The organism is Bdellovibrio sp. HAGR004, assembly GCF_055397015.1.
In genome coordinates, this window is sequence record NZ_AP029176.1 from 2,639,841 (window position 1) to 2,658,069 (window position 18,229).

Below are 18,229 nucleotides of genomic sequence, written 5' to 3' on the forward strand. Positions count from 1 at the left end.
CTATTCTTTCTTGCCACCGTGGATCATGTCTGAAACCAAGCCGCGATCACCGCGAAGCTCCGCAACGATCACCCCGACAAGATGCCCGGCCACGAACACGACAAAGAACCACATCGACAGTTCGTGAATTTCTTTGATGGAATTGACAACTGATTTATCCAACCCCAGGGCTTCCTTGAAGTACATCACCAGTCCGGAAAAGACCATAAAGGCTGTCATCAGATAGAACACAGCATACCCCGTGCGAACCAGGGCGTAGTGAACGGCCTTGCCTTTGTCCGAAGCCGGCACCTTGGAAAGATTCCATGTGGCCTTTGCCGCCTGCGCCGCAGGACAGGTTTTCACTGAGAAAATGCCGACCAGAATGCGAAGAACCAGCAAAGCCGCCAGGGAAAACCCCAGTACATAGTGCCAGTCCCACATTGGAGTGCGAATGCTGACAGCGATATCTTTGGCCAATTCCGGAGTGATGGCTCCTCCGGCCTGTTGGATCTTTTCTTCAATCAGGGCCGCATTGGTGCGCCAGCTTAAGAAAGTCTTTCGCAGCAACACAGTCCCCAAAAGTCCGAAGATGGCCAAAGCATTCAACCAGTGCCAAACACGCAAGCCCGCAGGCTGATATTTTTTAAAGCTATATGATTTCATACGGCCACGATAGCATGTCAGGCGGCGCGACTGAAGGACAAAAGTGCTGATTTCAGATCGTCAGCGATCTCTAACCCCCGGACGACTCCCATGCGCACCAAGCGTTCTCTCAGTCCCAGCGGCAAGGCGCACAAACGGACCTCCGCCTGCTTTAAGCGAATATCCCTTTGCAGCTGCGCCAGCCATGGGATCGCGTCAGAACTGATGGCTCCCACATCCTGAAAATACAGCACCACGCAACGCACTTCTGATTTTGCCAGAAGTTCTTGTCGGCAGGCTTCCAAAGCCGACAAAACCGGTGTGTTGATCTCTCCTGAAAACGAGACCACCAGCATGTTATTGCGCTGATTAAAGCTATATTGAAACGACTTCTGCTCTTCCAACGTACAACTCCTAGAAATCGAATTCCGATTGGCCTCTATTCTAACAACAGCCTTCCGGGGATCAAACTTTTAGGTGATGGCCTGCTCAACTTGAGGCAAGCCACCCCCAAGGACCCGAACGGCTTTCTGAAAAGCGTTTTAATTCGATTCCAAACGAGTTTTCACTCTATTTTGGGGTCCGTATAACACTCCGTTTGACAAGGTCGCGCCCCCCCAATACATCTTTCTGTGCTCGATTTTTTGGGAGGGTTTCATGAAATTTCTAACGCCGCTATTGCTCGCCTTCTTTGTGTCCGTTTCCGGCGCCTTTGCTGCGCCCAAAAACCCGCAAGGACCAGTGGTTATCAACCCGGAGTCGTTGCGTCGTATGTACCTTGAACGCAATGTCGGAATTGCGATCTCTTTGAACGAAGTCTACCAAGCCAAAGAAAAAGTGAACGTGGCCCGTGGCAATCTTCTGCCTTCTGTCAATTTGGGTGCCGTGATTTCCAGCGGACCAAGCTTTGCTTTGACCTCTGTTTCCTTCCTTCTTCCTTTCCTGATGCCAAGCAACTGGCTGGACCTGAAAGAAAGTGCCCACCTGCTACGCGCTCAAGGAAACTCTTACTACATCGCTCAGTTGAACGGGTATTCTTCTGCGTATTCGATCTATATGACTATTCTGGGTGATATGGAGCTTCGCGATGCCTTGCAGGTTCAGTACGAAAACATGAAGGGCATCGAGGAACAACTTCGCCTTCCAGCCGAACTGGGCATCATACGCAAGGAAGACTACCTGCAAGCTCAGGCGCAAACTCAGATGGCCTTGGTTCAGGTTTCTCAGGTGGACGAGCTGATCCGTCGCGAAAAAGCCGCCGTGCGCGAGCTTTTGGGCCTGCCATTGACGGCAGAAATCGTGTTTCAGCCTGCGTCTGTCCCTGCCTCCCCGGTTGAAAACTGGTCGCCACAAAATCTGTTGAATCAGATCTTTGAAAAGTCGCCTGAAAACAAACAAATGAACTCCATGATTCTGGCGGCTCAAGTGGCAAAGTGGAGCAAGGCGTTCAGCTTCCTGGGCAGCAGCTCTTTGGGTGCAACCCGATCCAACGGTTCTTTCGGAGATCTTCAGCAGACAGGCTCTGTGAACTTCGGCTTTGCTTACTTCCCGTCTTTGAAGATCACCAACCTGAACATCGAACAGCTGCGTCTGCGCAAAAAAGAACTGCAGTTTGAGCAGGCGAACCTGGTGGAAGTGACTTTGGGGGCTTTGATTGAATCCCAAAGACAATACGATGCTGCCGTTCAAGCCCATGCCAATATGGTGAAAGTCTATGAAGCGGAAGTTCTGCGCTTTAATGTGGGTATGACAGACCTGATGCACGTCCTGGATGCTGCCAACAAACTGACAAACTCCATCATGACGAAAGTCAAAGCTCAGACGGCGCTGAACACTTTGCGTGTCAGCCTTCACCGTCTGATGATTTCTGATCAGTTTGCCAAAGTGGACAGCTGTGAAATCGAGCGCCGCAGCTCTGGCGGAATCAAGGGCCGTTTGGGCCGTATCTTCAATCCGGACAAGGACCAGGTGACCTTGGATCAGGTCTGCGGCAACTAAGCCTGTGACCTAGCGAACGCCCCCACGGGGGCGTTCTTGACTTTCAAGACCTATTTCGCGGAATGCAGAGCCACGCGATTGCCCTCACAGTCCTCAAAGGTGGCAATAAAGCCCCACTCCCCGATACTTTTCTTGGGGGATAAAGTCTTGCCTCCTTTGGATTCAATTTTCTTAAGGGTGTCCTCGATGCTGGGAACGCTCAGATAGACCAGACTGCCACTGTGTGAAGGCTTGTAGCCATCGCCTTGAACCAGGGCTCCCGTTGTCCCTTCGGCTTTTTCTGTCCAAGGGAAAGAAGCCATTTTGGTTGGCCCCATCTCCATGGTTTTCATGGTGACGTCAAAAGACTGCTCGTAAAACTTCATCGCGCGGGCAATGTCAGTTACCGGAATTTCAAACCAGCCACAGATATTCATAAGAACTCCCTTCGTTGGAGTCCCCAGTATAGAAAGCAATTTCCACGGTGCCTGCAAAAAATAATGCCCATGTGTAAAACACATGGGCACAGAGGATTGGGAGGAAACGAAATGTTCTTGTTTGAATTCAATCAGAGTCACTGAAAAGCAATCTCTATTGTCATCATCTAAGTAACATGCAACTCGTTAGATCTCCTTTTTTTAGCGAGGGATCAAACATTTGATCCGTTCACGTTCCTCTTTGTCCCTGCGAGATTCTGTTATTGCTAACATCATTCATCGCAAGTTCATGATTTCATCTTACTCCAGTTGCGCGGAATAAAAACACCTAACTTGCAACCTTGCCACCTCTTAAGCTGGCGCAGGACTTTGTCGTCGAACCTGAGTTTGTTCACTGAACTTTGGACAGGGATATCCTGAGTGTATTCGGATTATCCACGGAAATAGGTCTTAAAAATTATTCACCAGTAACAATTTTCCCGTCATTTAACATATGTCAGCTAGCATCCTTTCAAGAACTGAACACTCATCATGGAGGATGAATGAATCTGATCACCAAATTTTCGATTATTGGCGCGACTTTTCTCACCTTAGCAGCCTGCTCAGGCCAGGACTACACAGAGGCCGCAAGACTTCCCGACGACACAGATACGGAACAAGCCCTTTCAAACACTGAAAGTGTCGAATCGGTCGCGGATCTTCAGGCACCTGAATCTGAAGACTCATCTCTTGTGGATCTGAAGGCGACCAGCACCGAAAGTATCCTACAAAAATATGATCACCTTGATCCTCAGCGCCTGATCAACACCAAGGCGCTGGCCGAAGCTGTGGTGTACTTTGAAAACAACAGGTCCCGCTTCAAAAATCAAAAATATATTTCCCTGATTGATTTCGGAAAGCGTTCCACACAAGCCCGCTTCTTCATCGTGAATCTGTCGTCTGGTGACGTCATGGCAATTCATACGGCGCACGGCAAAGGTTCCGATTCAAATCATGATGGCTATGCAGAAAAATTCAGTAATAAGTCCGGCTCCAATGCGAGCTCTTTGGGGTACTACCGAGCCGCAGAAACATATTATGGCAAACACGGCTTGTCGCTAAAGCTGGATGGACTTTCCAGCACGAATTCAAATGCCCGAGCCCGGGCCGTCGTGATTCATGGTGCAAGCTATGTGCGTGAATCCAGCGTGATCCAGGGACGCAGCTGGGGTTGTCCTGCGGTGGCGAACAATCTGCGCGACAAAGTGATCGGAATGTTGAAGGGCGGAAGCCTTATCTATGCCTTTGCAAAATAGTTGACTGCTCCCTGCCCTGATTTGAGAAGGGGCTTTGAACAAAGCCCCAGGCAATCCCCTTTTACACAGCGCCTGGGGCCTTTCCTGTAAAAGAGTTCTACACTTTGTCTGAAACAGAGCTCTTTTTTATTTGCCTGATTTGACCTACTCTAATTGAAGATCAATTTTGAGGTGACGCCCATGAAGTGGACTTTCGCGGCTTTGGTATGCCTTCTCGCAGGATGCAGCAGCTCTCCAAAAAAAGAAGCTTCCCCAAGCATTCCCACGGCCGTGACAGAAGACGCCGATTCTTCAAAAAGAATCGACTACGTCGCCCTTCAGACTTTTCTGGGGCTGGACCGCGGCTCTGAAGAACTGGGCTACAGCGAAAGAACCTTTAACACCTGTGACACTGGCTATGGGTATTCCCGCAACCAGGACTGCCACAAAGAGGTCTTTGTGGTTCTTCACTTCCGACTTCTTTGTCGGGACTCTGAAGGAACTGTCTCAACAATTCTGACCGAGGCCGATGTCAATCCCATTGCGGGAAGAACAGTTAAGTGGAATTTGAAGGGAATGAGTGGAACCGTTGTGACCGATGGACTGGGGTATGGTCAGATCCGCACCGTATCGCGCATTTCTCAACGTCGCGAACGCTTGCGCTTATCGGTGGGACCTGAGTTTTTGTATATGAGAGCCAATGAAATCACCAAGGTCATCACACCGCGACCGTGGTGCGACGCCTACTGACAGCTGACTTCTTCAATTGCCAATGTCAGATTCTTGGCAAACGCGCGGGCCTTGCCTTCACCCATAATGGTTGCCGAAAGGTTTCCACGCAGGATTTCTGATCCACCACAGGCCGTTTCCACTATCACATCCTGCTGTCCCAGATATTGCGTCAACTTTTCCGCGGTTTCGGTGGACTGCACCTCAAGACTTTGTTTTGCCCCTTGTGCTCCGGCCTTAAAGATCTCAAGCTCGGCGCGCACCCTTGTATTCACAGGATAAGCACGCAAATTTAAAAGCTGACGGGAGTCTTTCACGATAATCTTCTTCCCGCGTTCGGCCTGCAAAGTCAGTGCAAACGTACAACTGCCACGAGCAATCCGGCTGTTTTCTTCTTTCTTCACATAAAGACCCGACGGAATAACGACCCGCCCTTCACCTGCGGCCTGAAGATCATAGCGCCCGGGAGTCAACTCACACGCATTCCCCGCAGTTTCAACAAAACCAATTTGTGCGGCTTTGGCTTGATAGGAAATCAATAGGAAAAAGGCTGCCAGAAGTGTGCGTCGAATCATAATTCCCCCTTTAGAAATCTCTGGGGCCTCATTGCCACCAGAAGATCCTGTAAGAAGAAACTAATTCAAAGAAGATGCCAATACATTTTGACTCTACCTACACGCGGACAAATAGGAACGAAGTTGCCACTCAACAAAATCAATGGATCAGAACATTTCAAAGGGTTGAGAGTTTCACGGGGGCGGAAGATATTTGGAAATAAAAAAAGGGCAGGTTTTATCAACCTGCCCTTTTGGAATTTAAGATGAAAATCTCAAATTAACCGCGGTTACCACCGCGACCGCCGCCGAAGCCACCACGGCCACCGCCGCCGCCGCCACGACCGCCACCGAAGCCACCACGGTTCTCACGAGGAGCCATTGGTTTAGCTTCAGATACGTTCATCGCACGACCCATCAACTCAACGCCGTTCAATTTAGCGATTGCAGTTGCTGCTTCGTCATCAGTAGACATCTCAACGAATGCGAAACCTTTAGAACGACCAGTTTCACGATCGATCACGATGCGTGCAGATTCAACGTTACCGAATTCAGCGAAAGTATCAGCCAAAGACTGATCATCCAAAGAATAAGAAAGATTTCCAACGTAGATTTTTTTACCCATATAAACCTCCTAAGATTTGCTTTTGGGAAGCTCTTAAGAGGTCCTGGGCCCTATGCCCGAAAACTCTCCAGAGACTAAATTCTTCTAGTTAGATTTTCTAGCGAACTTCCGGGCAAAAGTGAAACAATTAAAATGGGTTTTGTGCAAATGAGCAGATTTTGGAGAAATTCCCTTCAGACCGAGATTTCCGGCTGAAGCCCCAAAAATCCAATAAATATTCATAAAATCAAATACTTATATAACAAAACCCACAAAATGACCAAACTTCAGGGAATCTGGGGTGGACTCCCCCGACAGGTCTAGGATGGCCCCACCAGGCGCAAACCATCATCTGAAATGGTCACCAGGCGCTGTTTGTAAAGCCCGCCCAAGGCCATTTTGTACTTCTTTTTGCTGACACCGAAGAGATCATAGATCACTTCAGCATCGGTCTTATCATTGATCGGCAGGAAACCGCCGCGCTCTTTCAGAACCTGCAGAATCTTTTCTGCGATCCCTGCGGCGGCCTTGTACCCGGTTTGCTGCTGCAAGGTCAGATCGATCTTTCCATCGTCGCGCACATTTTTGATATACCCTTGCAGTTTCTGGCCATAATCCAAACGTTGGAAAACTTCGTTCCCAAACAACAGCCCCCAATGGCGGTTGTTAATAATCGCTTTATATCCCAGATCACTTTTTGCTGCGATAAACAGGTCCACGGCCTGACCGGGCTCATACGTACCGGGCTCTTTGTCTATGAATCGCTCCAAACGCATGGAGGCGGAAATACGATCGCTCTTATCCAGATACAGGTACACGACGGCATACTGCCCGACTTTCAAGTCCCGTGTCTGCTCTCTGAAAGGCAGAAGCAGATCTTTCGGAAGCCCCCAATCCAGGAAAGCCCCCACACGCTCCATGGATTTGACACGTAAGTTGGCAAACGTGCCGACCATGGCAAAAGGCATTTCCGTCGTTGCCATCAGACGGTCTTCAGAATCGTAGCAGATGAAAACTTCCAGCTCATCACCCAGCTCACATTTTTCCGGCATGTATCGACGAGGCAAAAGAATTTCGCCATCGCTGTCTCCGTCAAGGAAGACTCCGAATTCTGCGCGTTTAATGACTTTGAGCTTATTGATCTGACCGATTTGCACCATAGTGACGCCAGTGATGCCATAAAAGCCCCCTTTCGGGAATCTATTTCTTACCGGCTCATTTTATTGGCCCCTCATTGCAATTTCTGCTAAGGAATAACTTCAATTTTTCATCGAGGTTCCTGTGTCAGAAAATCACTTTTCATCCCTGCCGCTTTCTTCAGAACTGCTGACAGTTCTTCAGGAACTGGGTTTTGAAGAGATGACACCCATTCAGCAACAAAGCATGCCTTTGTTGTTGGCAGGTAAGGACATCATCGGTCAGGCCAAAACCGGCAGCGGCAAGACCGCCGCCTTTGCCCTGCCGATCTTAAACAAAATAAAAATTGAAGAGGCTTACTTGCAAGCCCTGATCCTGTGCCCAACCCGGGAACTGGCAACCCAGGTTGTAGGAGAAATTCGCAAACTGGGCCGCCGTCTGCCGGGCCTGAAGGTTCTTTCTTTGACTGGGGGACAGTCCGGTCGTGAACAGGCGCAGTCCCTGGAAAACGGCGTGCAGATTGCCGTGGGGACCCCGGGTCGCGTGGCGGACTTTGTGACTCGCAGTCGAGTGGACTTGTCTGGAGTCAAAACTGTGGTTCTGGATGAAGCTGACAAAATGCTGGATATGGGTTTTGCAGATGAAATCAAGACCGTCATGCGCGACCTGCCGGGTTCACGTCAGACAGTGTTTTTCTCTGCCACTTTCCCGGAGTCCATTGAGCATCTGAGCCGTAAATACCAGCGCCATGCCACACAGGTGATCATCGAAGAAGACGACGACACCAACGCCATTGAACAAATCGTTTATGACAGCGAGGACGATGATAAAACCAACACCCTGATGCGCGTCCTGCAACAGCATCCCTCAGATTCGACCATCATCTTCTGCAACACCAAGCTTGCCGTGGATAGCATCGCCGAACTTCTTACCAGTCAGGGTGTGCCTGCCGGGGCATTGCACGGGGATATGGAACAGCGGGAACGCGACCGCGTGATGGCTTTGTTCCGCAACAAGTCCCATCGTATCCTGGTGGCCACCGATGTGGCGGCTCGCGGTTTGGATATCGATCATCTGGAGCTGGTGATTAACTTTGATCTGCCACTGAGCCCTGAGACCTATGTTCACCGCATTGGGCGCACGGGACGCGCTGGTAAAACCGGGGTCGCTGTCACCCTGTCGCACCCCAAGGACACTTTGAAACTGGCCGCCTTCAGTGATTTGACCGGAGTGAAGTTCCAACGTCCGTCATTGGGATTCAAGAATCAATATGGTCTGAATAAAAATCTGCGGGAAGCTCCGATGAAGACCATTTCCATTTCTGGTGGTCGCAAGGACAAACTTCGTCCGGGGGATGTTCTGGGGGCTTTGACCGGTGACGCGGGACTGGCCGGTACGGATGTGGGCAAGATTGAAATTCAGGATCGCATTTCCTATGTGGCAGTTTCCAGCAAGATCGCCGACATGGCTTTACAAAAGCTGCGTGAAGGTCGCATCAAGGGACAAAAATTTCAAATCAAGTTCGTTAAATAGTCTACTGACTGGCGAAGATGGCCAGGTTCCCCTGATCAAACTCTCGCCCCTCGGGCCAGCCCTCTTGGGTTGCAACCTCTTGCAGCCATAAGCGGGCGTTGCCTTTGGTGACCACCACAATGCGGCGATGCCGGGAAACTTCAACCAATTGATTTAAGACATGCAGATAAGTCTCTTTGCTGAAGGGATCATAAAGGTAATAGACCTCGGCCTCGGGAATTTTAAAGTTTTTTTCCGCCAGATCCTGCGTGTAAAAATGGACATTTTTTTCCAACCCAAACCTGACCGTTGAAACGTTGGAAATGTCCACGCGGTGTTTGACGTATTCGTAGCCGATAAAATCAATATCCGGACGCAGGAATCCAATCACCAGTCCCACCCGTCCGTACCCTGACCCCAGATCAATGAAGCGGCACCCCTCACTGGGATTGATTTCCCGTAACGCCGTCAGCAGTGTCGAATAGGAGGACTGCACGCCAAGCCCTGCCCCCTCATACAATCTTTCACTGATTTTCAAATCAGTCTTCATGCCGATGTCGGCCGAATAGTCCAAACCAAAAATCTGATCCAGCCCATCAAAGGTGCGGTACAGGGAAAACGCCAGTGAACGAGCTCGAGTGTTACCCCCCTGAACCAAAACGTGTTCATGCTGAAATACCTGCACCATCAATTGCAAAGCCTTCCGCATAAAGCGTCGTTGCTGGTCCATGGGCATCTGCTGAATGTGCACGATAAAGAGTTTTTCCTGTTCTTCAGCGCGTTTTACCAGCGTCTTAAGTTGTTGAGCATTCAGTCGGATCAGAGGTTCCTGAAGATATTGAAGCGAAAGAAGATTTGAAGAAAAGATGTTTTGAAGAAAGTTCTGATATTGTTCGGAGAAATTCGTCTGCTTGGCCAAGAGCCACTGTTCATCCTGCATAAACCTGATGGCTGATTCCAAAAAAGTCAGGTCCACATAAAAGGCCGCTTTTTCTTCAGAGGTCAGATCCCTCCAGGAAAGTTCTTCCCCTTGCGGGGGGATCTTTAAAAACGAAAACAGCAACTCTTGATTTGGCGTCATACATCAAGCTTAGCATGAGTTCCTGCAAAGGACTGAATTTCTCAAAAAATAACGCCAAGTTTTACCAAAACCTCTGAAATCAGAAAAGATTTGACTCCAATCGGACCATGGCCCATAACGCTCCCGAAACGCTAGGGGTGTTGGGACGAAAAGTCCCGGCTGAGATTAACCCTTTGAACCTGATAGAGATAATGCTCGCGCAGGGAAGCTGATAACAGGACACACCGTCTTGTCCTCGCCTTCCCTACCCAAGGGAATGGATATGAAAAAATCGTTTTTACTATTAGTGGCTCTCTTGTATCCCATCAACTCGGGGGCTGATGAAATTGACACTGTGACCGTGAAAGACCAGACAGGACAAGTCTTGCTGGAGGCCGGTTCCTTTGATGTGCCGGCTTCCGAACTTCCCCTGTCCACCCGATTGATTTCTGCCCAGGCTCTGAAGGATCAAGGTGTTCGTCGCCTTTCGGATGTCACCTTGATGGATGCTTCTGTCACCGACAGTTACAATGCTTCGGGATACTGGGACTTTCTTTCCATTCGTGGTTTTACTTTGGACAACCGATATAATTTCCTGCGCGAAGGCCTGCCCATCAATGCTCAGACCTCCATTCCGCTGGACAACAAGGAACGTCTCGAGGTGTTGAAAGGGCTTAGTGGCATTCAGGCCGGATCAGCGTCGCCGGGAGGCATGGTCAACTTCGTGGTCAAACGCCCCACAGAAAAAACATTCTTAAGACTTAATACCGAAATCAGTCAGGAGGGAAACTGGCTGGTGGGGGCTGATACGGGCGGCCGAGTTTCCAAAGCGGAACAATTTGGTTATCGCCTGAATGTGGCGCACGAAAGTTTGCGCCCTCCGATTGAAAACTCCGCAGGCCACAGATCGGTTCTCAGTCTTGCCAATGACTGGCGGGCCTCGGCCAACTCTCTTTTGGAATCCGACATCGAGTGGTCCCGCCGATCCCAACCCACACAGGCCGCCTTCAGTCTTTTGGGTGATACGTTGCCATCGGTCACAAATCCCCGCCTGAACCTGAACAATCAATCCTGGTCGGAGCCGGTAACGTTTGAGGCTTTGACCGCGACCTTGCGCTGGACTCAAAAGCTCCATAGCCAGCTGACGTGGACAACCATTGCGGGTATCCAAAATCTGACCACCGACGACCATCTGGCATATCCTTACGGCTGTTCTGCAGAGAATAATTACGATCGCTATTGTTCAGACGGCACCTTTGACATGTATGACTTCCGCAGTGATAACGAACGCCGTAACACTCAGGCCGTTAAGACCGCCTTGCAATTGCAGGTGCAGACAGGCGATGTTTCCCACCACCTGAATGTCGGTTATGTCGGCACCAAAATGCAAGAGGACTATGAACGACAGGCCTATAACTTTGTCGGCACTGGCAATGTTGATGGCAGCGTGCAATTGCCCGGTGATGGCACTTTGAATGATGAAAACACCAATCGCGAGTCCTCCGTTTCCGAATTCTTCGTTTACGATGCGGCTTCTTTCGGGGCTTGGAAAGGATGGCTGGGGGCGCGCATGATCGACGTCCAACGCAGCAGTATCCGCACTGACGGCTCTCGCGCCACTAATTTCCGTGAGGGCTTTGTTCTGCCGTGGGCGGCCTTGTCCTATCAAATCTCTGCAGAGCTTCTCACCTATGTCAGCTATGGTGAAGGTGTGGAAACCTATGTCACCCCGAACCGCAGCGGTTATAATAATCCGGGACAGTTTGTACCGGATGTGATCAGCAAACAGTATGAATGGGGTCTGCGCCACAACGCCGACACCTTCCACTGGGGACTGGCAGTATTCTATATTGATCGTCCGGTGGTGGAAGATCAGCGCCCGGCTTTCCAAACTGACGGCAAGGCCCTGCATCAGGGGCTTGAACTGGAGTTGCAAAAAAAGTGGCAGCAGACTGAACTTGAAATGTCGGGAATGTGGCTGAAGGCTTCTCGCAAAGACAGTGTGCTGAATCCTGCCATCAACGACAAACGCCCGGTGAATCTTCCTGAACACACCTTGCGCCTTCGCGGGGTCTATTATCTTTCTTCCGTGCCGGGGTTAAGTTTGGATGCACGAGCATCTTATGAAAGTGACCGCGCCGTGACAGCGGACAACTCACTTATGCTGCAGGCATGGACCCGCTGGGATGTGGGAAGCACCTATCGCTGGGGGGCCGTTGAAAAGGCCACCCAACTTCGTCTGGCCGTGGAAAATGTGATGGATCAAAGGTACTGGAAGGAATCCCCTACACAGTACGGACATATCTATCTCTACCCGGGCATGGAACGACTGGTGACATTGTCGTTGCAGACGAATCTTTAGTTGGCGGCAGGAACTGCCACAAACTGCGGAGCTTCGGCCTGCATCAGACGGGCCTGCTCCAGTATCATTTGTTTGTGATAAGAGGCGCTGGTGTATTCACCAAAACTGCGGCAGTTCATGGCCCCCCCGTGGGCGCCGCGGGTCACAGCCACCAAAACAAGTCCTTGAGCCGTTTCCAAAAAGGCGGGACCGCCAGAATCCCCACGGCAAGCCCCCTGTCCGTCACGATGATCTGCAACCAGAATTGAATCTTCCACGTTCACCAAATTCACACGGGCTTTGTTTAAACCGTCTGCCTGCTGAACTTCGCCAACTTCATTGATAATGCCATATCCCGCCAACAAAAGTTCTGTCGGCGACTGAAGCTCAATTCCCTGATCCAGAATTGCCACGGGTTGGGCTCCGGCGGGTATTTCTTCGGCCAGTTTAATCAGACCGATATCGTTCAGGGTTGTGACATAGCGACCCCAACCATCTTTGACACGAGTGTATTGTTTGTGGAAGGTCGCCTGGGCCACCGCGACCATGCCGGGATCTTCCATCGTCGTTGGCAGTTTCGCACCAAAGTACACGACCAAAGGCAACTGATCAAAATTCACCAGACAATGAGCCGCCGTTATAACCAGATTGTGGGAAATCAAAACGCCTGAACAGACGGACACAGGAGCCCCAGAGATATTGGCCACCAAAGAAACCGTGGAACTGGTGAGCGCATCATTGGCCAAAACTTCTTCCCCGCCCACAATGGCCTGGGAGGAGTTCGTCGGCAAGGACTCGTTCTGCGAAGAGCATGCCGCCAGCAACAAGCACAGCAATGTCAGCATGATTTTGCCGGATCTCACAAGATAGCTCCTCCCAAGGAAATGACTTCGGGAAGAATACCGCAAGATCCGCCAGCCCCCTACGGATAGTTCGCTGTCAAAAAAATGGACGGTAGAAAATTCAAAGCGCGCCGGCTTTAGATCTTTTTTAGCGCCTCTGACAAATCCCCGATGATGTCCATCACGTTTTCAAGACCGATACTCAGACGGATTGCACGCGGATCAATGCCACTGTGATCACGCTTGTCATCAGGTATCGCCGAATGGGTCATAAAGCCGGGAACCTCGATCAGGGTTTTTGTCAGTCCCAGGCTGACCGCCAAAGTGATGGCATAAGAGTTTGCCGCAATATCATCGACAAATTTCTGACACTTTTTCATGTCGCCTTTAAGTTTGAAGGAAATCATCGTGCCCGGAGCAAACTTGCCTTCCGGAGATTTCAAATATTTTTTTGCCAGCTTGTGCTGCCCGTGGCTTTTAAGCCCCGGATAAGTGACGCTTTCCACTTTCGCATGGTTTTCCAGGAATTTTGCCACCGCCAACGCCGAGGCCTGCTGCTGTTCAAAGCGAATGGCCTGGGTTGAAATTCCGTAAACCAGAATATGCCACGCCGAGTACGGATGAATGATCGCGCCGAAATCCTTGCGTGCCACACGCAACAGACTTTCATGGGACCTTGGAGCAATCACCGCGCCCCCCATTTCCGTACCGAAACCTGAAATATTCTTGGTCAGACTTTGAATGACAAAATCCACGCCCCATTCGATCGGGCGAAGGGCCCACGGTGTTGCAAAGGTGTTGTCCACCACGGTGTAGATGCGTTCTTCCTTCGCACGCTTTTTGTTGGCGGCTCTGACCAGGGCCGTGATCTTTTCAAGATCGGCAATTTCCAGAATCGGATTGGAAACAGTTTCAAAATACACCACACGGGTGCTTGGATCGGCCAATTCGGCTTCCAGATCTTTGAAGTCGTTCACATCCATCAGGGTGTGACGAATTCCAAAGCGTGGCAGCCAGTTCGTCAGAAGACTGTAAGTACATCCGTATAAAGTTTTATGAGCGACAACTTTTTGACCGTTGCTTAGCAGTGACATCAGCGTAGAGGCAATGGCCCCCATCCCGCTGCCAAAGGTCACGGCACATTCGCCTTTTTCCAATAGCGCCAATTGGTCTTCCAGCATTTTCGTTGTGGGCTCTTCCAGGCGGTCATAGATCCAGATGGGCTTTTCCTTGCCAGAGGGTGCCCCGAAAGTGCTAAAGCCCTCAGCTCCCCTTTGCAGGGATTCCAGACGAAATGTCGTAGAAGCGGTCATCGGCGGAATGAGATGGTGAGAAAACTCCCAGGATTTGGACAGGAATTCGCCGTGAATAGCTTGCGTGCGTGGTGACTTGGTCTTGGCGACTTTCTTCTTCGTCATAAAAAACTCCATTTTTATGACTGCAACTAGAGCACATGTTCTAATTAGAAGGAAGCTCTAATTCCAGTGAACCGCCGTAAATGGAACATCTGTCCCCAGATAGTCCACACCTATTTCCTTCATCTTACCAAAGACTTCGGCGTCATTTGCGTTCCAGGCTGTCACCGTCAGTCCCGCTGCATGGCATTCTTTGACAAGCTGCGAATCAATCCAGTTTACACTTAAAGACAGACCGTCTGCCCGGGCTGATTTTGCAAGCTCCACCGGGTTGGTTGGCAGTCCAAACAACAAGCCTGCGGTCCGGATCTGCGAGTTTTTATTTTTGAAATCCAAAAGCCAGCGATGGTTAAAAGATATCACAGTGATATTTTCAACTTTTCCAAACTGACTTAAAAGATCTCCGAGCTTGGCAAAGTCCCCGGCAGACTTCAGTTCAATTTGCAGCTCTACGGTACTGGGGGCAAATAACTTCAAGACCTCTTCCAGTCGCGGCAAAGGGTCACCTTCTTTGGTGCGCACCCGGGATAATTCCTCCCAGGTTTTACCACCCACTTTGCCTTCAGAGGTGGTGGTGCGATTTAAGGTGTCATCATGATGGACCACCCACGCCCCGTCCAAGGTTTCATGAACATCAAATTCGACGGCCTGAACCCCGGACTGCAAAGCAAATTCAAAAGAGCGCATTGTGTTTTCCGGCGCACGATCCCGTGCCCCGCGGTGACCCATTATTTTCATGGCTCTATTGAAACAAAGGTGTCCGTTTTAGGCCACATTTTTCTCGCTTTCACAGTGCAAAACGCCTAATCTACGCGCTTATGGAACTCCCCTTCCGCCTGCTTTATCAGGATGAACATTTTTTTGCGATCGACAAACCCGCCGGATTTTTTGTGCACCCTCCGGAGCTGTCGCCCTATCCTGTGCCTAAAGAAAAGATCTGCCTTTATCACCTGCGTCGGGTGATGAAGAAAGATGTCATTCCCGTGCACCGTTTGGATGCGCCGACCAGTGGTGTTTTGCTTTTTGCGATGTCCCGCGATAAGGCACGCAAGCTCAATCATCTTTTTGCAGAACGCCAGATGCATAAAACCTATCAGGCGGTTGTTCGAGGTTATGTTCCAAGCGAAGGCCTGATTGATCTGCCTTTGGAGGCCGATGAAGGACGCCTTACTGTTGAAGCACAAACACAGTACAAAACTCTGGCTCAGATTGAACTGCCCTTTGCCGTTGGCAAAAAGTATCCCACATCACGCTATTCGCTGGTGCAGGTGCATCCGATCACAGGACGCTGGCACCAAATTCGTCGCCATTTTGACCGCATCGCTCATCCCCTTTTAGGTGACATTGAACATGGCGATTCCCATCACAATCGTTTCTTCCGGGACACCCTGCAGATCCAGGGCTTGTGCCTTAAAGCCACAGCCATCGAACTTCAGCATCCCTGGAGCGGAGAAACGCTCTCCATACAAGCACCACCTTGTGAAAAATGGGGGCGCATCCACCGGCTCTTTGAACATGGATTGGATGCAATTTGAATTCGTAGGATTCGAACTGTAGTATCGCTGCAAATGGCAACAGCGGATCTCAAGACTTCTTCAGCAAACAAAACGAATCAGGAATCTTTGGATCTTGCCATCCGCAAAATTGATCTGATTTATCAGCAGAATGTCACAGGCATTGCCGCGATCATCGCCAACGCCTCGGTTTATGTCTACATCGCTTGGGACAATGTCACACACGCTTATCTTGTCTCCTGGGCTGTGATTCTGCTTTCAACGGCCTTCATCCGCCTGGGCTTTTTGCACCGCTGGAATAGAATCAAAAGTTCGCTGACACACATTTACCAGACCCGCTTTTGGCTTTATGCCATGTATGTGCTGCTGGGAATTTCCGGACTTTGCTGGGGCACGATCGGCTGGCTGGCCCCTTATGGCGACACCGCCCAGCAGATCCTCACGGCCCTTCTTGTGTGTTCCATGTCTGCCGGTGCGATGATCACGTATGTTTCTTCACGCATTGCCATGGCCTGCGTGGTGGTTCCCGCGATGGGCTTGTGGGGGCTGAGCTATCTGTTCTCGGATCTTCCCTATCATATTCCCGTCGGAGGTTTGATCACGGTCTATTGCTTTTTGATGGTCATTATTGGAAAAAACCTGCACAGAGCCCTGATCCAGCTGCTGACGTTGGATTCCAAACTGCAAAAAAATGAAGAACACCTGCGCATGTCGATGTCCTCTTCAGATGCCTTAAGCTGGGACTGGGACATTCCCAACGACGCCATTCACTGCGAGGGAAACCTGGCCCTTTTCCCGGAAGGGGCGGCTCAGCTAAAAAACATTTTGCAAGAGTCCCTGCGCACAACCACGGATCTGGATTCAGAAGCTTTGATCAAGGATGCGAAAAATCAGAATCGGCACATTGCCCTGCGTGGAAAGTTTTATCGCAGTTCTGAAGCTCAGCCTTACCGGGCCACGGGAATTGCCTGGGATATCACAACCAAACGCAATGAAGAAAATCTGCGCCGCGAACGTGACTTACACGAAGCCGCTAACAATGCCAAATCCATCTTGCTGGCCAATGCCAGTCATGAAATTCGCACCCCCCTGGCCGCTATTGTGGGCTTTGCCGAAACCCTGCTTCGCAACCCAAGCCTGAATGAACAAGGTCGGCGTGATGCCCAGTCTATTTACCGGCAGGGCAATTTTATGGCCTCTTTGGTGAATGATCTTCTGGATCTGTCAAAAATTGAAACCAACCGCCTCTACATCCAAAAAGCACCCATGAATCCCATGCACGAACTGGAAGATTCCATTTCGGTTATCCGCTCTGCTCTAGAGGAGGAGAAGTATCATCTGCAAATTGCCTATGATACTCAGATTCCGGAAACCATCCTTTCGGATTCCGTGCGCTTTCGTCAGGTCCTGATCAACTTGCTTTCCAACGCGGTGAAGTTCACCCGTGAGGGCACCATCACCGTGCATGTGGCTTTTTCTACCAATATTGATATGGAAGGAACCCTGACCATCACCGTGTCTGACACGGGCATGGGAATGGATGAGGCCACGCAGAAAAATCTGTTCCAACCCTTCGTGCGCGGCGAAAGCGCGGATGTCCAACGCCTGCAAGGCTCCGGATTGGGACTGGCGTTATCAGAGCGTCTTGCCCGGATGATGGGCGGAGAATTGCGCCTGTTGCGATCCGCGCCCGGCCAGGGAAGCACTTTTGAATTCTCATTGAAACTGGGAAAGATTCAGGATCTGAAACTGATATCCCCGGCGCAGACAAAAATGCAGACACAAGGGCGCATAAAGCTTGCCAAAGACAACGGCCTTCTTAAAGACCGTCATGTTCTGGTGGTGGATGATTCTGAAGATCTGCGCGCCTTGATGACCCGCTATCTGAAAAGACAAGACGCTGTTGTAGAAACCGCCGAAAATGGACAAGAGGCCGTCACCAAAGCCCTGGCCCATCCCTATGACGTCATCCTGATGGATATCAAAATGCCCGTCATGGACGGCTATAAAGCGACATCACAACTTCGAGAGCGCGGCTATCGACGGCCTATCGTGGCCCTGACCGCCCAAGCCAGCGTGGAAGGACAAAGTCGCTGTCTGGCAAATGGCTTTGACGGCTATCTTAGCAAGCCCGTCGACATGAATCTGCTCAGTGAGATTCTGACCCGGGTTCGCACCTAGGGAAAACCGTCAAAAATTTCGACAAAAA

The 18,229-nt window shown here is 50.5% G+C and carries 17 protein-coding genes and 1 riboswitch; of the genes, 7 read left to right on the forward strand and 10 right to left on the reverse strand.

Annotated features, from left to right (window positions below; translation table 11 throughout):
• Positions 1-645, reverse strand: a complete 645-nt coding sequence (locus ACZ5ZV_RS13215) for a cytochrome b/b6 domain-containing protein (protein WP_464117545.1) — start codon at positions 643-645, stop codon at positions 1-3.
• A gap of 17 nt (positions 646-662) precedes the next feature.
• On the reverse strand, positions 663-1,028 hold the full coding sequence (locus ACZ5ZV_RS13220; RefSeq protein ID WP_464117546.1) for an STAS domain-containing protein: 366 nt from the start codon (positions 1,026-1,028) through the stop codon (positions 663-665).
• Between the two features lie 253 nt (positions 1,029-1,281).
• Here ACZ5ZV_RS13220 and ACZ5ZV_RS13225 point away from each other — a divergent pair, with 253 nt between their 5' ends.
• A complete protein-coding gene (locus tag ACZ5ZV_RS13225; protein ID WP_464117548.1) occupies positions 1,282-2,622 on the forward strand; it encodes a TolC family protein in 1,341 nt (446 codons plus the stop codon).
• Positions 2,623-2,672: 50 nt separating this feature from the next.
• Here the strand turns inward: ACZ5ZV_RS13225 and ACZ5ZV_RS13230 are convergent, their stop codons facing one another.
• Positions 2,673-3,038, reverse strand: a complete 366-nt coding sequence (locus ACZ5ZV_RS13230) for a VOC family protein (protein WP_464117549.1) — start codon at positions 3,036-3,038, stop codon at positions 2,673-2,675.
• Between the two features lie 542 nt (positions 3,039-3,580).
• Between ACZ5ZV_RS13230 and ACZ5ZV_RS13235 the strand changes: the two genes are divergently transcribed.
• Complete coding sequence (locus ACZ5ZV_RS13235) at positions 3,581-4,333, forward strand: murein L,D-transpeptidase catalytic domain family protein (protein ID WP_464117550.1); 753 nt, start codon at positions 3,581-3,583, stop codon at positions 4,331-4,333.
• A 180-nt stretch (positions 4,334-4,513) separates the two neighbouring features.
• The gene (locus ACZ5ZV_RS13240; RefSeq protein ID WP_464117551.1) at positions 4,514-5,062 is read left to right on the forward strand and encodes a hypothetical protein; all 549 of its coding nucleotides are present in this window, start codon (positions 4,514-4,516) and stop codon (positions 5,060-5,062) included.
• Here ACZ5ZV_RS13240 and ACZ5ZV_RS13245 read toward each other — a convergent pair.
• The 3 genes from ACZ5ZV_RS13245 to ACZ5ZV_RS13255 form a co-directional block, all read right to left on the reverse strand.
• Positions 5,056-5,616 carry a hypothetical protein gene (locus ACZ5ZV_RS13245; RefSeq protein ID WP_464117552.1) on the reverse strand — a complete coding sequence of 187 codons (561 nt, stop codon included), beginning with the start codon at positions 5,614-5,616 and terminating at the stop codon, positions 5,056-5,058. The genes ACZ5ZV_RS13240 and ACZ5ZV_RS13245 overlap by 7 nt on opposite strands.
• Before the next feature lie 259 nt (positions 5,617-5,875).
• Complete coding sequence (locus ACZ5ZV_RS13250) at positions 5,876-6,220, reverse strand: RNA recognition motif domain-containing protein (protein WP_262552546.1); 345 nt, start codon at positions 6,218-6,220, stop codon at positions 5,876-5,878.
• A gap of 299 nt (positions 6,221-6,519) precedes the next feature.
• Positions 6,520-7,359 (reverse strand): CvfB family protein, encoded by an 840-nt coding sequence (locus tag ACZ5ZV_RS13255; RefSeq protein ID WP_464117553.1) that lies wholly within the window; start codon positions 7,357-7,359, stop codon positions 6,520-6,522.
• A 121-nt stretch (positions 7,360-7,480) separates the two neighbouring features.
• On the opposite strand from ACZ5ZV_RS13255, the gene dbpA reads away from it, so the two are divergent.
• Positions 7,481-8,869, forward strand: a complete 1,389-nt coding sequence (gene dbpA, locus ACZ5ZV_RS13260) for an ATP-dependent RNA helicase DbpA (RefSeq protein WP_464117554.1) — start codon at positions 7,481-7,483, stop codon at positions 8,867-8,869.
• A gap of 1 nt (position 8,870) precedes the next feature.
• On the opposite strand, the gene ACZ5ZV_RS13265 is transcribed toward dbpA, so the two are convergent.
• Positions 8,871-9,929, reverse strand: coding sequence for a class I SAM-dependent methyltransferase (locus ACZ5ZV_RS13265; RefSeq protein WP_464117555.1), 1,059 nt, complete (start codon positions 9,927-9,929; stop codon positions 8,871-8,873).
• A 123-nt stretch (positions 9,930-10,052) separates the two neighbouring features.
• A riboswitch (TPP riboswitch) is annotated at positions 10,053-10,152 on the forward strand.
• 39 nt (positions 10,153-10,191) lie between these two features.
• On the opposite strand from ACZ5ZV_RS13265, the gene ACZ5ZV_RS13270 reads away from it, so the two are divergent.
• Positions 10,192-12,270, forward strand: a complete 2,079-nt coding sequence (locus ACZ5ZV_RS13270) for a TonB-dependent siderophore receptor (protein WP_464117556.1) — start codon at positions 10,192-10,194, stop codon at positions 12,268-12,270.
• Here ACZ5ZV_RS13270 and ACZ5ZV_RS13275 read toward each other — a convergent pair.
• The 3 genes from ACZ5ZV_RS13275 to ACZ5ZV_RS13285 form a co-directional block, all read right to left on the reverse strand.
• Positions 12,267-13,112, reverse strand: a complete 846-nt coding sequence (locus ACZ5ZV_RS13275) for a S1 family peptidase (RefSeq protein WP_464117557.1) — start codon at positions 13,110-13,112, stop codon at positions 12,267-12,269. The genes ACZ5ZV_RS13270 and ACZ5ZV_RS13275 overlap by 4 nt on opposite strands.
• Before the next feature lie 116 nt (positions 13,113-13,228).
• Positions 13,229-14,509, reverse strand: a complete 1,281-nt coding sequence (locus ACZ5ZV_RS13280; RefSeq protein ID WP_464117558.1) for a trans-sulfuration enzyme family protein — start codon at positions 14,507-14,509, stop codon at positions 13,229-13,231.
• 57 nt (positions 14,510-14,566) lie between these two features.
• Positions 14,567-15,244, reverse strand: a complete 678-nt coding sequence (locus tag ACZ5ZV_RS13285; protein ID WP_464117559.1) for a glycerophosphodiester phosphodiesterase — start codon at positions 15,242-15,244, stop codon at positions 14,567-14,569.
• 80 nt (positions 15,245-15,324) lie between these two features.
• Between ACZ5ZV_RS13285 and ACZ5ZV_RS13290 the strand changes: the two genes are divergently transcribed.
• Both ACZ5ZV_RS13290 and ACZ5ZV_RS13295 read left to right on the forward strand, forming a co-directional pair.
• Complete coding sequence (locus ACZ5ZV_RS13290; RefSeq protein WP_464117560.1) at positions 15,325-16,041, forward strand: pseudouridine synthase; 717 nt, start codon at positions 15,325-15,327, stop codon at positions 16,039-16,041.
• Between the two features lie 33 nt (positions 16,042-16,074).
• Positions 16,075-18,201: a response regulator gene (locus ACZ5ZV_RS13295; RefSeq protein ID WP_464117561.1), complete on the forward strand. Its 2,127-nt coding sequence runs from the start codon at positions 16,075-16,077 to the stop codon at positions 18,199-18,201.
• Positions 18,202-18,229: the final 28 nt, after the last annotated feature.